Origin of the sequence: Diaphorobacter sp. MNS-0 (assembly GCF_019602835.1) — a bacterium.
Lineage (GTDB): Bacteria > Pseudomonadota > Gammaproteobacteria > Burkholderiales > Burkholderiaceae_C > Diaphorobacter > Diaphorobacter nitroreducens.
Map to the genome: position 1 here is coordinate 3,189,420 of NZ_CP080761.1, position 13,540 is coordinate 3,202,959.

Sequence of the window (13,540 nt, forward strand, 5' to 3'; positions counted from 1 at the left end):
AGCAGCTATTTTTTTCAGAGCATCACGTTTATCCATAAGCTTGCTTCACAGGAGGTAGTGGTCCACCAGCAGCGCCGCGAACAGCAGGCTCAGGTGGATCAGCGAGAAACGAAAGGTCTTGCGCGCCAGCGTGTCGGAGTAGTCGCGCCACAGCCGGAAGCCGTACAGGCAAAAGCCCGCGCTCAGCACCACGGCGGCTGCAAGGTAGATCCACGAACTCATACCGTACACGAAAGGCATGAGGCAGCCTGCGAACAGGATCAAGGTATAGAGAAACACCTGCAGGCGCGTGAACTCGTTGCCGTGGGTGACGGGCAGCATGGGCAGGCCGGACTTGCGATAGTCCTCCACGCGGTACAGCGCCAGTGCCCAGAAGTGTGGCGGCGTCCACAGGAAAATGATGAGGAACAGGATCAGTGCCTCGGGGCCCACCTCGCCAGTCATCGCGGCCCAGCCCAGCACGGGCGGCATGGCGCCGCTGGCGCCGCCGATCACGATGTTCTGCGGCGTGAGCGGCTTGAGGATCACCGTGTAGATCACCGCATAGCCGACAAACGTGGCGAACGTCAGCCACATGGTCAGCGGGTTGACCCACCAGTACAGCAGCGCCGAGCCCGCCGCGCACAGCAGCGCCGAGAACAGCAGCGTCTGCGTGTTGGACAGCTCGCCCTTGGCCGTGGGGCGCCAGGCCGTGCGCTTCATCTTGGCGTCGATGCCCTGCTCCACGATGCAGTTGAACGCCGCCGCCGCACCAGCCACGAGCCAGATGCCCGCGCTGGCCACGGCCATCAACGCCCACTGCGCGCCGCTGGGCATGCCCGGCACGGCCAGCACCATGCCGATGAAGGCGCAGAACACGATGAGCTGCACCACACGCGGCTTGGTCAGCGCGTAGAACTGGGACAGCCGCGACGGCAGAGCGCGCGGCGCTGCGGCGGCGGGGGCGGGAGCAGGAGCGGCACTCATGCGGAAACTCTCTCGACGGAATCGGCACCGGCGCGCGGCTGCGAAGCCGTGGCGCCGGCGGTGCCGCGGCTGGCCGTGAGCGCCCAGGTCAGCACCACCACCAACGCGGCAGCGCCGCCCGTGTGCAGCACGGCGGCCACCAGCGGCCAGTCCAGCACCACGTTGGACAGGCCGGTGACAAACTGCAGCAGCGCCAGGCCTGCGAGCCAGCGCGCCGGGTCGCGCAACACGCCCGCGCGGCGCAGGCGCCAGGCCAGCACCACCAGCGCCGCCAGCACCAGGTAGGCCGCGAGCCGGTGCACGTAATGGATGGCCGTGAGCCCGGCGAAGCTGATGTGGCTGCCGTCCTGCAGCAGGCCCAGCGCGCGCCAGACCTGAAAGCCCTCGGCAAACGCCATGTCGGGCCACCAGCTGCCCTGGCACTGCGGGAAAGTGGTGCAGGCCAGCACCGCGTAATTGGTGCTGACCCAGCCCCCCAGCACGACCTGCAGCGCCACCAGCGCCGCCGTCACGCCCAGCAGCCAGCGCAGGCCGCGTGGCAGCGCCACGGGCACCACGCCCTGCGTCATCTGCGTCTGGCGCACGGCCTGCACGCACAGCAGCGCCAACAGCACCAGCCCGCCGATGAGGTGTAGCGTGACGATGGCCGGGAACAGCTTCATGGTCACCGTGAGCGCGCCGAAAGCGCCCTGCAGGCACACCCACACCAGCGTGGCGGTGGGCCACCAGGGGCTCAGCGCGGGCGCCGCCCCTGCCAACTGAGGCAACTGTGCGGCTGCGCGGCGTTGGCGCCACGCGCCCACGGTGAGCGCGATGATCAGCACGCCCACGCCGGTGGCAAGGTAACGGTGGATCATCTCCACCCAGGCCTTGCCGTGGGTGACGGGGCCGGTGGGCATGGCTTCCTGTGCGGCGGAGATCTCCGCACGCGCGCCCACCGGGCTGGCGTTGCCGTAGCAGCCCGGCCAGTCGGGGCAGCCCAGGCCGGAGTCCGTCAGACGCGTGAAGGCGCCGAACAGCACCAGGTCGAAGGTGAGGAACAGCGTGAGCACGGTGAGCGCCTGCAGACGCCGCACCGGTGTGCCGCCCCGCCCGCGCCACCACACCCAGGCCAGCGGGCCCAGGGCGATCACGATGCCCAGGGCCATCAGCTCCAGGGCCGGCGCCAGGTCGTACAGCGGCTGCATGTCCGTCACGGGGCCTCCTGCAAGCGGCCCGGCTGGTCCCATGATGCTGAGGCGCGCAGCAGCCGGTCCAGGTCGCGCTTGGCCTTGGCCGCGCCAGCGCGGTCCAGCCGCGCGGGAAAGCGCATCATCCAGTGGCCCTGCGGGTCTACGACGTACAGGTGTTCTTCCAGCGTATGGCCGGGCGCGGGTTGCAGCCAGGTGGCCAAGGTGGCGGCATCCACGCGGCGCACGGTGGCGCCCTGCAGGCCGGGGGCGATCTCCGCCGGGGGCACGGCGCCGTCGGACACCAGCCAGACCCAGTCCATGCGCTCCTTCTCGCGGCCCATGGTTTCGCGCAACTGGCGCTGCAGGTACAGGTTGTTGCGGCAGCCGTCGTCGCAGGCGCCGGGTGCGACGCTCACCAGCAGCCACTGGCCACGCAGCTCGCCCAGCGTATGCGCCGTGCCGTCCAATGCGGTGGCTGCGGCCTGCGCGGGCAAGGCGCGCTGGGGTTCGATGAGCTCACCAAAGTTGCGCCGGCCCTCGGGACGCAGCACGTAATAGGTGAAGTACGAAGCGATCACGGGCGCCGCGCACACCAGCAACAGCCCCAGCATCTGCCAGCGGCCGCTGCGCGAGCGCTGCAGCGCCGCCATGGCATCGCCGGCCTGGGGCAGGCTGTGCACCGTGAGGCCCAGCGGCTGCTGGCCGCCGGTCTCAGGCACCACGCTGGCGGCCTGGGCGAAGGAAGCGTCGGACGAATTGGAACCAGACATAGAGGATTGCCACCAGGCAGCAAAGCCCGAACCATTGGAATGCGTAGCCGTAATGCTTGTCGACGCCGCTGTCGATGGGCGCCCAGTCGCGCTGCAGCCCGTCGCTGGCGGCGCCGGTCTGCACGACGGTCAGGGGCGCCAGCGCCAGGCCGGTCTCGGCCCCATAGGCGGCCAGGTCCAGATTCTGCCGGATGCGCGAAGACCCCTCGCCCTGGGCGGTGGGGGTGAACTCGTACAGCCGCGCCGGCGGGCCAGCGAGCCGCCCCTCCAACTGCACTGGTCCGGCAGGGGTGGTGATCTCCGGCAGGCGCGTGCGCTCCAGGAAGTTGCGCGGCGCCCAGCCGCGCTGCACCAGCACCACGCGCGGGCTGTCCGCCAGTTGCAGGGGCGTGAACACGAAAAAGCCCGGACGCCCGTACATCTGGCGGTTCTCCAGGAACACCGTGGCCTCGGGCAGCCACTGGCCGCGCAGCTCGGCGCGGCGGTGCAGCAGCGGCGCGGTGGCCTCCTGCGATGCCGACTGCAGCGCCTGTGCCAGTTCGGCACCCTGCAGCGGTGCGCGGGACTGGCGTTCGTCCATGGCCGCCTGCAGCGCGGTCTTCTGCGCGGCACGCGATAGCTGCCAGCGGCCCAGGGACGCGGTCACCACCATGGCGACCAGCGCCGCGAGGGTCACCAGCCAGAAGCGCAGGCCGAAGGGTTGTCGGGCAGGGTTCACCGGATAATGGGCCTCATGAAGATTCTGGTGGCATTGGCGTTTCTCGCCATCATCGCAAGCCTGGGCTCGGCGCTGTTTTTCATGATGCGCGGCAAGGGCGACGACCAGCAGCAGGGCAAGCGCATGGCCCGCGCGCTGGGGCTGCGCGTGGGGCTGTCCATCGTGCTGTTCCTGTGCCTGCTGCTGGCCTGGAAGCTGGGGTACATCCAGCCAACCGGGCTGCCCGCCGCAGTGCGCTGAGGCGCACGCCGATGGCCATCAAAAAAGTGAGCGCCTTGCGCTTGGTGCACAGGGCTTTCAATAGTATTTATATCCAAAGTGCTTATCTATCAAGCGCAGGCAGCTCCTGTTTTTGAAGCAACCACCTCCGCGTAAAAAAAGCGCCTTGCGGCGCTTTTTCCCGATCCGGAGACGGGATTACATCCAATACACCAGGATGTACAGGCCCAGCCAGACCACGTCCACGAAGTGCCAGTACCAGGCCGCGCCCTCGAAGCCGAAGTGGCGCTCGGCCGTGAAGTGGCCGCTGTGCAGGCGCAGCGTGATGAACAGCAGCATCAGCATGCCCACGAACACGTGGAAACCGTGAAAGCCCGTGAGCATGAAGAAGGTGGAACCGAACACGCCTGAGGTGAGCTTGAGGTTCAGGTCGGTGTAGAGGTGAAAGTACTCGTAGCCCTGCACGCACAAAAAGACAAAGCCCAGGAGCACCGTGGCCCACATGAAGGCGATGGTCTTGGCGCGCTGGCCTTCGCGCAGCGCATGGTGGGCGATGGTGAGCGTGACGCCCGACGTCAGCAGCAGCGCGGTGTTGATGGTGGGCAGCCAGAATGGGCCCACGGTCTGGAACGGCTCCACGGTGTTGGCCGGCGAGGCGGTCGCCCCGGCCGCCAGGCTGGGCCAGACCGCCTTGAAGTCGGGCCACAGCAGCGCGTTGTCCAGGCTGCCCAGGGCCGGCACGGAGTGCGCACGCGCCCACCACAGCGCGGTGAAGAAAGCGCCGAAGAACATCACCTCCGAGAAGATGAACCAGCTCATGCTCCAGCGGTACGAGATGTCGATCTTGCGGCCATACAGCCCGCCCTCGCTCTCGCGCGCAGCATCGCGGAACCACTGGTACAGCACGAACAGCCACCACGCCAGGCCGAAGGCCAGCGAATACTTGCCCCAGTCATGGCCGTTGATCCACTGGCTCGCGCCGAGGAGGACAAAGAACAACCCCGCCGCCGCCAGCACGGGGTGGCGAGACTCCGCGGGGACGTAGTAGTAAGGCGTCGTGCCGTGGGTAGATGCACTCATTTCAGCTCCTCGTTCTCAAAGTTCTCGGTTGTCTCGTTGTTATCAGCGGCGGCAGGCCTCAAGCAATCCAGTTCACCAGTCCGATCAGCAGCAGCACCAGCACAAACAGAGCGACCAATCCCACGAACACGATGTGCAGCGGCTGCAGCATCTCCTGGTCGCGCTGGTACTGATCCCCCTTGCGCAACCCGATCAGCGACCATGCCACGGCACGCAGGGTGCGCAACAGCGATCCCTTGCGCGGCGGACGCGGGGGCGTGGGGCTCATGAACCGGCCTCCGCGGAAGTCGCCGGCAGTGCGGCGGCCGTGGACTGGGGCGCGGCCGGCGTCTTGCCGCCGACTTCGAAGAAGGTGTAGGACAGCGTGATCGTGGTGACGTCCTTGGACAGGCGCGGGTCGATCACGAAGGCCACGGGCCATTCCTTCTTCTCGCCGGGCTCCAGGGTGTATTGGTTGAAGCAGAAGCACTCCAGCTTGGTGAAGTGGGCGGCCGCCTGGCGCGGCGCATAGCTGGGGATGGCCTGCGCGGCCATGCGGCGGTCCTGCACGTTCTGGAACTCGTACATCACCGTGGCCAGCTCGCCCGGGTGCACCTGCACGGAGCGCTGCGCGGGCCGGAACTGCCACGGACCACGCGCGTTCGCATCGAACTCCACAGTGATGAGGCGGGTCTTGTCCACCTGGCTGTTGGCGGGCACCTGGGCGTTGCGGCCGGCCGTGCCGTTGCCGGGCACCTGCCGCTCCGACAGCGACAAGATGTTGATGCCCGTCATCTCGCAAATGTGCTTGTAGATCGGGATCAGCACGTAGCCGAAGGCGAACATGCCGATCGTCACCACGGCCAGCTTGCCCACCATCTTCAGGTTCTCGCTACGCGCACCCATGGTCCCGCCCTTTCGTCAATGCAGCCAGGCGATCTTCACCATGAATCCGATGAAGAACACCGCCGCCACCGACGCCAGGATCAGCGCCATGCGCAGGTTGGATTTTTTTTGCTCCGGCGTGGTCATGGCGATCTCCCGCAATGTCAGCCGATCACCCGCGTGGCCGTAGCGTCCAGCTTGGGCGGCACTTCAAAGGTGTGGAATGGCGCGGGCGACGGCACTTCCCATTCGAGGCCTTCAGCGGCTTCCCAGGGCTTTTGCGGCGCCTTCACGCCCCGCCCGCGCATGGCCGGCAGCACGACGAACAGGAAGAAGTACACCTGCATCAGTCCAAAGCCCAGTGCCCCGACGGACGCCAGCGCGTTGAAGTCGGCAAACTGCATGGGGTAGTCGGCATAGCGGCGCGGCATGCCCGCCAACCCCAGAAAGTGCATGGGGAAGAAGGTGATGTTGAAGGTGATCAGCGAGCCCCAGAAGTGGATCTTGCCGCGCGTCTCCGAGTACATGATGCCCGTCCACTTGGGGCTCCAGTAGTAGTAGGCCGAGAACATGGCGAACAACGAACCGGCCACCAGCACGTAGTGGAAGTGGGCCACCACGTAGTAGGTATCCTGCAGCTGGATATCGATCGGCGCCATGGCCAGGATCAGGCCCGTGAAGCCGCCGATGGTGAACACGAAGATGAAGCCCACGGCCCAGAGCATGGGCGTTTCGAAGGTCATGGAGCCGCGCCACATGGTGGCCACCCAGTTGAAAATCTTCACCGCCGTGGGTACCGAGATCAGCATGGTGGCGTACATGAAGAACAGCTGGCCCGTCACCGGCATGCCGGTGGTGAACATGTGGTGCGCCCAGACGATGAAGCTCAGGATGGCAATCGACGAGGTGGCATACACCATCGACGCATAGCCGAACAGCTTTTTGCGGCTGAACGCCGGCACCACCTGGCTGACGATGCCAAAGGCCGGCAAGATCATGATGTACACCTCGGGGTGGCCAAAGAACCAGAAGATGTGCTGGTACATCACCGGGTCGCCGCCGCCGGCGGGGTTGAAGAAGCTGGTGCCAAAGTGGCGGTCGGTCAGCGTCATGGTGATGGCGCCTGCCAGCACCGGCATCACGGCGATCAGCAGGTAGGCGGTGATCAGCCAGGTCCAGGCGAACATGGGCATCTTCATCAGCGTCATGCCCGGCGCGCGCATGTTCAAAATGGTGACGATGATGTTGATCGCCCCCATGATGGAGCTGGCGCCCATGATGTGCATGGCAAAAATGCCGGCGTCCATGGACGGGCCCATTTGCAGCGTCAGCGGCGCATACAGCGTCCAGCCCGCAGCCGGTGCGCCGCCGGGCATGAAGAACGAGCCCACCAGCAGCAGCGCCGCCGGAATCAGCAGCCAGAAGCTGAAGTTGTTCATGCGCGCAAACGCCATGTCGGACGCGCCAATTTGCAGCGGAATCATCCAGTTCGCAAAGCCCACGAAGGCCGGCATGATGGCGCCGAACACCATGATCAGCCCGTGCATGGTGGTGAGTTGGTTGAACAGCTCGGGGTTCACCACCTGCAGCCCGGGCTGGAACAGCTCGGCACGGATCAGCAGCGCGAGCACGCCGCCGATCATCAGCATGGTGAACGAGAACAGCAGGTACAGCGTCCCGATGTCCTTGTGGTTGGTGGCAAACACCCAACGGCGCCAGCCGGTGGGGCCGTGATGGTGATCACCGTGGTCGTGTGCGTGGCCGCCGGCGTGCCCGTGATTGTCCAGAACTGCGCTCATGTTCGATTCCTCAATGCGTTGGGCGTTGCGGTTCACTTGCCTCGCTGGGCCACGATTTCAGACGGCTGCACCAGCTGACCCGTCTTGTTGGACCAGGCGTTCTTGGTGTAGGTCACCACGGCGGCCAGATCGGTGTCGCTGAGCTGCGCCCAGGCGGGCATGGCGCCGTTGGCAGCGCCCTTGAGCACCACCTGGATCTGCTTGGCGTGGTCGGCGTCTGTGACGATGGCCGAACCGTCCAGCGGCTTGATGGGGCCGGCCCCCTTGCCGTTGGCCTGGTGACAGGCGGCGCAGTTGGCAGCGTAGACCTTCTCGCCGCGCGGCAGCAGCGCGTCCAGCGTCCAGACCTTGCTGGGATCGTCCAGCTTGGCGGCGGCCTTCTTCTTCTCGCCATCCACCCACTGCGTGTATTCCTGTGCGGACACTACCTTGACGTGGATCGGCATGTAGGCGTGCTCCTTGCCGCACAACTCGGCGCACTGGCCGTAGTAGTCACCCACCTTTTCCGCGCGGAACCAGGTGTCGCGCACGAAGCCGGGGATCGCGTCCTGCTTGATGCCGAATGCCGGCACCATGAAGGCGTGGATCACGTCGTTGGCCGTGGTGATCACGCGCACCTTCTTGCCCACCGGCACCACCAGGGGTGCGTCCACCTTCAGCAGGTAGTCGGCTGGCGCGTTGGCCACGTTGCCGCTGTCGGACATCCGGCGATGGCTGCTGTCCAGCGTGGAGATGAAAGACAGGCCCTCGCCCTCGCCCGACAGATAGTCGTAGCCCCACTTCCACTGGTAGCCGGTCACCTTCACCGTGAGGTCGGCATTGGTCGTGTCCTTTTGCGCCACCAGCACCTTGGTGGCCGGCAGGGCCATGAGAACCACGATGATGAAGGGGATCACCGTCCAGACCACCTCGACGGTGACGGACTCGTGGAAATTGGCGGCCTGGGCGCCGCGCGACTTGCGGTGCTTCCAGATCGAATAGAACATCACCGAGAACACGCCGACGAAGATCACCGTGCAGATGATGAGCATCATCCAATGCAGGAAGTGCTGCTCCTCGGCGATCTTGGTCACGGGGGGGTGCAAGTTCAGCTGGTTCACCGCCGGGCCGCCGGGCAGGCTCTGAACCGCATGGGCCGCCGTGCCCACCCATGCTCCGGCCATCAGCAGCCCAGAAGCCAGCTTGTTGGAAATGCTCTTCATAGTTCTCACTTACTTCTAAGCTCCAATTGACCAATCCCTCGGTGCGCGCCTGCGTGGGGTCAGGCGGCGCACAAAGCCATGCGGGCATGCCGTGCACCCGCTTTCACCAATCAGTCCAGACCGCTTTCCTGGCAGCCTGTTGTCTCCGCAATCCAACACGGACTCTCTTGATCGCATTCAGCATGCCCAGCACGGGACATGGCTGCAATACACGTTAGTCCCGAGAGAACACTGCCAAGAAGTGACGCAGAAAGGAGGCCTGAGGGCGCCGCGTGGCGCCATCAGAACTCCAGAAGACGCGACGCCGGCCGCGGGCGACCACCCGATGCAGGCGCGCCAAGAGAGTTCCGAATCTGCAATCTTAAAGAATTGTAGCCTGCATTGATTGAGGTCATTGACAGCGCAAATTGCGCTGCAGCCCCCTCAGCGCGGCAGCGTGCGTCCTGCGTGGAGCATGGCGCGCATGTCCTGCAGCGACACCGCGCTGCTGCCCTCCACGCGCACGCGGGGCGCGGGCTTGAAGGCATGGCCGTAGACGACCTCGAAGGTCAATGCAAGCTGCCCCTCATGGCGAGGATCGGCCAGCCGCTGGGCCAGCGCCTCTTCCAGTCGCTGGCGCCAGTGGCGCCCGCGCAACGCGGGAAAGCGCTGCGGATGCAGGTTGCGCCCCAGGCCGCGCAGCTCCTGCAGCAGCCGCTCGGGCGTGGCAAAGGTGAGCGTGATGCGTTCCATGTCCATGACAGGCTCGGCAAACCCCGCATGCACCAGCATGTCGCCCCAGTCGTGCATGTCGGTCATGGCGTGGCCGGCGGCGGGCCAGCCCAGCTCGGCATACAGCGCGTGCAGCTCGCGCAGCGTGTCAGGGCCCAGGCACGAGAACATCAGATAACCGTCCACCGCCAGTGCCCGATGCCACTGGGTGATCAGCGCCTGCGGGTCCGCCGCCATGTGCAGGGCCATGTTGGACCACAGCATCTGGACGCTGCCCTCGGGCGGCACCCCGAAGCGCGGCGCCGCCGCGGACCAGCGCGCGGGGCTCCACCAGGGCTTTGCGAAGCGCACGCGCGCCAGCGCCTCCCCCGCGGGTGATGAAGTCTCGGTGATATGGCTGGTGGCTTGTTCGAAATGCTGCCCCACCAGGCCATGGCCCTGCACGCCGCCGCGCAGCGGATCCCAGTCGCACCAGGCCTGCGGCGCCTGCACTATCCACTGCAGCCGCTCCTGCATGCGCTGCGCCACCTCTTCGTGCAACCAGGGCGAGACCTCGGGCACCATGGCATGCCAGCGTGCAGCGGCAACCGGGTCGATGGTGGGCGGAAGGTGTTCGGACATGGCGGGCCGCAAATGGCCGCGAGTATATTGAGCCCATGCTATTCACGCATCTGGCCACGCACCTGGCAGGGATATCGCGCGGCCTGGCCCGCATGGGCGCGGCAGTGCCCAGCCGCTGCGCGGTCTGCCATGCCTGGCCCGCGCGCCCCGTGTGCGACGCCTGCCGCATGCAGTTTGCTCCGCCGCTCCCGCGCTGCGCCACCTGCGCGCGGTTGCTGCCCCACGGCGTCGCGCAGTGCGGCGACTGCCTGCGCCACCCTCCGCCGCTGAATGCCTGCGTGGCCGCGGTGAGCTACGCCTTTCCTTGGGCCGACCTGCTGGCCCAGTTCAAGTTCCATGCGGAGCCCGGCTGGGCCGGCGCCCTGGCGCAACTGATGGCGCGTGCCCCAGGCGCGCAGGCAGCGCTGGCCCAGGCCGACCTGGTGTTGCCCGTGCCGCTGTCACCCGAGCGATTGCGCCAGCGCGGCTACAACCAGGCCCTGCTGCTGGCGCGCGCGCTGGGCCATCCACAGGTGCACGCGCGGATGCTGCTGCGCGTGCGCGATACCGAGGCGCAGAGCCACCTGGCGCGTGCCGAACGGCTGCGCAACCTGCGCGGCGCCTTCGTGCCCGACCCGCTGCGGGCCGCGCAACTGGCCGGCAAGCGGGTGCTGCTGGTGGACGACGTGATGACCACCGGCGCCACGCTGCATGCGGCCGCAGCGCCCTTGCGCGATGCGGGTGCGCTGCAGGTCTGCGCGCTGGTGCTGGCCCGCACGCCGTGACGCGCGGGCATGGCCGCCGGTATACGATTCATTACCATCTGCCGCCTCATCCGTCAGCCTGCCACCCGCGGGCCGCCGACAATAGCCACCATGTTTCACATCGTCCTCGTCGAGCCTGAGATTCCGCCCAACACCGGCAACGTGATCCGCCTGGCCGCCAATACCGGCTGCATGCTGCATCTGGTGGAACCGCTGGGCTTCTCCATGGAAGACCCTCTCATGCGCCGCGCGGGACTGGACTACCACGAGTACGCCGAGGTGCGCCGCCACCCGGGCTGGACGGCCCTGCTGCGCGACATGCAGCCCGACCTGTCGCGCATGTTCGCGCTGACCACCCATGGCACGCAGTCGGTGTACGACACGGGCTTCCTGCCAGGCGACTGGTTCGTGTTCGGTGCCGAATCGCGCGGCCTGCCGCCGGAACTGCGCGAGACGTTCCCCCCCGCGCAGCGCCTGCGCCTGCCGATGCTGCCCAACCAGCGCAGCCTGAATCTGTCCAACGCCGTGGCCGTGGCGGTCTACGAGGCGTGGCGGCAAAACAGCTTTCTCATTCCGCCCACGCAGACCCAGCCTGCCTGAACCGGACCGGCAGCCCCCCCGGCGCAGCCCCGTCAGGCGGGTGCGCCGTAGCTGCGCACCAGCGCCTCGGCCACGCACACGGGCTTGTCGCCACCCTCGCGCTCCAGGGTCACCTCCCAGGTCATCTGCATGCCGTCGGGCGCGACGGGCTCGGCCGCTGCCAGCACCATGTGCGCGCGCAGCCGGCTGCCCACGGGCACGGGAGCGGGGAAGCGCACCCGGTTGAGCCCGTAGTTCACGCCCATGCGCGCGCCGGTGATGGCAAACGATGCCTCCATGAAGCGCGGCAGCAGCGACAGTGTCAGAAAGCCGTGCGCGATGGTGGTGCCGAACGGCCCCTGCGCTGCGCGCTGCGGGTCCACATGGATCCACTGGTGGTCGCCCGTGGCGTCGGCAAACCGGTCGATCTGCGCCTGGGTGACTTCCACCCAGTCGGTGACGGCCACTTCCTGCCCGACGCAGGAGGCCACTTCGGAATAGCTGCGGAAGGTTTTCATGCGGCCACTGTAGCGGCCTGCGCGCGCGGGCGCCTGTCGGCACCGCGACAGCCCAGGCGCCGGAACTCGGCCAGCGCGCGCGTCAGGCGCCGTCCAGCCAGGCGCAGATGCCCTGCCACTGCTCCAGGTCGCGCGCCACGCGGCCGGGCGACAGATCGAACAGCGACAGGCCGTGCGCCGCCAGGTGGATGTAGTTCTGCGTGTCGCGCAGGTAGCCCAGCACCGGCAGGCCCAGGCTGTCCACGAAGGCATGCAGCTTGTCCGCCGCGATGGTGCGCGCGTCCACGCGCATGCCCACGATGCCGATCGGCACGCCCGCGCTGCGACGGTGCGCGGCCAGCTCGTCCAGAAACTGGCGCGTGGCGAAGATGTCGAACACGCTGGGCTGCAGCGGCACGATGATGCGGTCGGCCAGCTTGAGCATGTCCTTCAAGCGCCAGCCGTGCAGGCCCGCGGGCGTGTCGAGCACGGCGTGGGTGGCATGCTTGGGCGGCTTGTCGAAGCGATCGGGCTCCACATCCCACGCGCCGATGGGGCGCGCCGCGGCCGGGCGTTGCTGCAGCCACAGCCGCGCGGACTGCTGGCGGTCCACATCGCCCAGTACCACCGCATGCCCGCGGCTGGCGTAGTAGCCGGCGATGTTGGTGGCCAGCGTGGACTTGCCCACGCCGCCCTTGGGATTTGCTACTGCGACCACGGTCATGCCTGCCTCCTGTGTTCCGTACCCGCGCGGGGCCAGCCCGCATCGTAGTGCCGGCGGTCACGGCCGCTGGCTCCACATAAGCAAAAACAGGCCTTAGCGCGCGCCCATCAAGCGCTAATAGCTATTATAAAAATAGCAAACCACCGACTACCCGTGCTGTGTGCCGCGCTTGACGAAAAACAACCCTGCGCCCACCAGCATCAGCAGGCCACCAAACACGCGGTTTTGCGTGCGCATGGCGCGGCCGCTGCGCATCAGGGTGCGCAGGGCGCTGGCGCCTGCGGCGTAGCTGTTCATCACGACCAGGTCCACACAGACCATGGTCACAGCCATCACCAGCAGCTGGCTCCACAACGGGCGGGTGTCGGTCATGAACTGCGGCAGCACGGCCACCATGAAGATGATGCCCTTGGGGTTGGTGGCATTGGTCAGCAGGCCGGTGAGCACGCGGCGGCGCCAGCTCGCGGGCTGCGCCTGCAGGTCGCCCTGCAGCGTGCCGGCGGCGCCCGCGCGCCACTGCATGAAGCCCAGGTAGATCAGGTAGCACGCACCCAGCACCTTGACGATGCTGAAGGCCAGTTCCGACGCCACCAGCAGCGAGCCCACGCCGGCGCCGGCCACCACCAGGATCAGCAGCAGGCCCAGCTCCAGCCCCAGGATCGTGGCGCCCGCCTTGCGCACGCCGTAGGACAGCCCGTGGCTCATGGACAGCACGGCGCCCGAGCCCGGCGAGATGGCGATCACCCACGACGCCGCAAAAAAAGCCATCCAGGTATGCCAGTCCATGTCATGGTCCGTTGGGAAATGAGGGGGGAAGGAATGCGGCGATTCTATCGGCCGACGCAGCCGGCACGCTGCGCGGCGGTCCTCGGGCG

17 protein-coding genes are annotated in these 13,540 nt (G+C 67.2%); 3 read left to right on the forward strand and 14 right to left on the reverse strand.

Annotation, left to right across the window (positions count from 1 at the left end):
• Positions 1–45 precede the first annotated feature (45 nt).
• From cyoE to K2L43_RS15245, 4 genes are read right to left on the reverse strand one after another with little or no spacing between them, the layout of a single operon-like run.
• Positions 46–966, reverse strand: a complete 921-nt coding sequence (cyoE, locus tag K2L43_RS15230; protein ID WP_011806625.1) for a heme o synthase — start codon at positions 964–966, stop codon at positions 46–48.
• Positions 963–2,162 carry a heme A synthase gene (locus K2L43_RS15235; RefSeq protein ID WP_220637915.1) on the reverse strand — a complete coding sequence of 400 codons (1,200 nt, stop codon included), beginning with the start codon at positions 2,160–2,162 and terminating at the stop codon, positions 963–965. Before K2L43_RS15235 ends, cyoE begins: the two co-directional genes overlap by 4 nt.
• Complete coding sequence (locus tag K2L43_RS15240) at positions 2,159–2,908, reverse strand: hypothetical protein (protein WP_011806627.1); 750 nt, start codon at positions 2,906–2,908, stop codon at positions 2,159–2,161. The genes K2L43_RS15235 and K2L43_RS15240 overlap by 4 nt, the downstream gene beginning before the upstream one ends.
• Positions 2,850–3,626 (reverse strand): SURF1 family protein, encoded by a 777-nt coding sequence (locus K2L43_RS15245; RefSeq protein ID WP_220637916.1) that lies wholly within the window; start codon positions 3,624–3,626, stop codon positions 2,850–2,852. Before K2L43_RS15245 ends, K2L43_RS15240 begins: the two co-directional genes overlap by 59 nt.
• Positions 3,627–3,641: 15 nt before the next feature.
• On the opposite strand from K2L43_RS15245, the gene K2L43_RS15250 reads away from it, so the two are divergent.
• On the forward strand, positions 3,642–3,866 hold the full coding sequence (locus tag K2L43_RS15250; protein WP_187305989.1) for a twin transmembrane helix small protein: 225 nt from the start codon (positions 3,642–3,644) through the stop codon (positions 3,864–3,866).
• 177 nt (positions 3,867–4,043) lie between these two features.
• On the opposite strand, the gene K2L43_RS15255 is transcribed toward K2L43_RS15250, so the two are convergent.
• From K2L43_RS15255 to K2L43_RS15285, 7 genes are all read right to left on the reverse strand, one after another.
• Positions 4,044–4,925, reverse strand: a complete 882-nt coding sequence (locus K2L43_RS15255; RefSeq protein ID WP_220637917.1) for a cytochrome c oxidase subunit 3 — start codon at positions 4,923–4,925, stop codon at positions 4,044–4,046.
• 58 nt (positions 4,926–4,983) lie between these two features.
• Positions 4,984–5,193: a DUF2970 domain-containing protein gene (locus K2L43_RS15260; protein ID WP_220637918.1), complete on the reverse strand. Its 210-nt coding sequence runs from the start codon at positions 5,191–5,193 to the stop codon at positions 4,984–4,986.
• Positions 5,190–5,810, reverse strand: coding sequence for a cytochrome c oxidase assembly protein (locus tag K2L43_RS15265; protein ID WP_011806632.1), 621 nt, complete (start codon positions 5,808–5,810; stop codon positions 5,190–5,192). Before K2L43_RS15265 ends, K2L43_RS15260 begins: the two co-directional genes overlap by 4 nt.
• Positions 5,811–5,825: 15 nt before the next feature.
• Complete coding sequence (locus K2L43_RS15270; protein ID WP_011806633.1) at positions 5,826–5,936, reverse strand: cytochrome oxidase small assembly protein; 111 nt, start codon at positions 5,934–5,936, stop codon at positions 5,826–5,828.
• Between the two features lie 17 nt (positions 5,937–5,953).
• The gene (gene ctaD / locus K2L43_RS15275) at positions 5,954–7,588 is read right to left on the reverse strand and encodes a cytochrome c oxidase subunit I (protein ID WP_220637919.1); all 1,635 of its coding nucleotides are present in this window, start codon (positions 7,586–7,588) and stop codon (positions 5,954–5,956) included.
• A 32-nt stretch (positions 7,589–7,620) separates the two neighbouring features.
• On the reverse strand, positions 7,621–8,790 hold the full coding sequence (gene coxB, locus K2L43_RS15280) for a cytochrome c oxidase subunit II (protein ID WP_015914165.1): 1,170 nt from the start codon (positions 8,788–8,790) through the stop codon (positions 7,621–7,623).
• A 423-nt stretch (positions 8,791–9,213) separates the two neighbouring features.
• Positions 9,214–10,122, reverse strand: coding sequence for a class I SAM-dependent methyltransferase (locus K2L43_RS15285; protein ID WP_135149425.1), 909 nt, complete (start codon positions 10,120–10,122; stop codon positions 9,214–9,216).
• 35 nt (positions 10,123–10,157) lie between these two features.
• On the opposite strand from K2L43_RS15285, the gene K2L43_RS15290 reads away from it, so the two are divergent.
• On the forward strand, positions 10,158–10,886 hold the full coding sequence (locus K2L43_RS15290; protein WP_220637920.1) for a ComF family protein: 729 nt from the start codon (positions 10,158–10,160) through the stop codon (positions 10,884–10,886).
• A gap of 90 nt (positions 10,887–10,976) precedes the next feature.
• Complete coding sequence (locus K2L43_RS15295) at positions 10,977–11,465, forward strand: tRNA (cytidine(34)-2'-O)-methyltransferase (protein ID WP_220637921.1); 489 nt, start codon at positions 10,977–10,979, stop codon at positions 11,463–11,465.
• A 32-nt stretch (positions 11,466–11,497) separates the two neighbouring features.
• Here the strand turns inward: K2L43_RS15295 and K2L43_RS15300 are convergent, their stop codons facing one another.
• From K2L43_RS15300 to K2L43_RS15310, 3 genes are all read right to left on the reverse strand, one after another.
• Entirely contained in the window at positions 11,498–11,962 is a 465-nt protein-coding gene (locus K2L43_RS15300; protein ID WP_011806640.1) for a MaoC family dehydratase, read from the reverse strand.
• Between the two features lie 82 nt (positions 11,963–12,044).
• Entirely contained in the window at positions 12,045–12,665 is a 621-nt protein-coding gene (locus tag K2L43_RS15305) for a ParA family protein (protein WP_047349749.1), read from the reverse strand.
• Positions 12,666–12,812: 147 nt separating this feature from the next.
• Entirely contained in the window at positions 12,813–13,451 is a 639-nt protein-coding gene (locus tag K2L43_RS15310; protein WP_220637922.1) for a LysE family transporter, read from the reverse strand.
• Positions 13,452–13,540: the final 89 nt, after the last annotated feature.

Bases quoted from the DNA above. Each gene is read 5' to 3' on its own strand.
- K2L43_RS15265 (WP_011806632.1), bottom strand. From the start codon at position 5,810: ATGGGTGCGCGTAGCGAGAACCTGAAGATGGTGGGCAAGCTGGCCGTG.
- K2L43_RS15240 (WP_011806627.1), bottom strand. From the start codon at position 2,908: ATGTCTGGTTCCAATTCGTCCGACGCTTCCTTCGCCCAGGCCGCCAGC.
- K2L43_RS15260 (WP_220637918.1), bottom strand. From the start codon at position 5,193: ATGAGCCCCACGCCCCCGCGTCCGCCGCGCAAGGGATCGCTGTTGCGC.
- cyoE (WP_011806625.1), bottom strand. From the start codon at position 966: ATGAGTGCCGCTCCTGCTCCCGCCCCCGCCGCCGCAGCGCCGCGCGCT.
- K2L43_RS15305 (WP_047349749.1), bottom strand. From the start codon at position 12,665: ATGACCGTGGTCGCAGTAGCAAATCCCAAGGGCGGCGTGGGCAAGTCC.
- coxB (WP_015914165.1), bottom strand. From the start codon at position 8,790: ATGAAGAGCATTTCCAACAAGCTGGCTTCTGGGCTGCTGATGGCCGGA.
- K2L43_RS15270 (WP_011806633.1), bottom strand. From the start codon at position 5,936: ATGACCACGCCGGAGCAAAAAAAATCCAACCTGCGCATGGCGCTGATC.
- K2L43_RS15290 (WP_220637920.1), top strand. From the start codon at position 10,158: ATGCTATTCACGCATCTGGCCACGCACCTGGCAGGGATATCGCGCGGC.
- K2L43_RS15285 (WP_135149425.1), bottom strand. From the start codon at position 10,122: ATGTCCGAACACCTTCCGCCCACCATCGACCCGGTTGCCGCTGCACGC.
- ctaD (WP_220637919.1), bottom strand. From the start codon at position 7,588: ATGAGCGCAGTTCTGGACAATCACGGGCACGCCGGCGGCCACGCACAC.
- K2L43_RS15255 (WP_220637917.1), bottom strand. From the start codon at position 4,925: ATGAGTGCATCTACCCACGGCACGACGCCTTACTACTACGTCCCCGCG.
- K2L43_RS15300 (WP_011806640.1), bottom strand. From the start codon at position 11,962: ATGAAAACCTTCCGCAGCTATTCCGAAGTGGCCTCCTGCGTCGGGCAG.
- K2L43_RS15250 (WP_187305989.1), top strand. From the start codon at position 3,642: ATGAAGATTCTGGTGGCATTGGCGTTTCTCGCCATCATCGCAAGCCTG.
- K2L43_RS15295 (WP_220637921.1), top strand. From the start codon at position 10,977: ATGTTTCACATCGTCCTCGTCGAGCCTGAGATTCCGCCCAACACCGGC.
- K2L43_RS15310 (WP_220637922.1), bottom strand. From the start codon at position 13,451: ATGGACTGGCATACCTGGATGGCTTTTTTTGCGGCGTCGTGGGTGATC.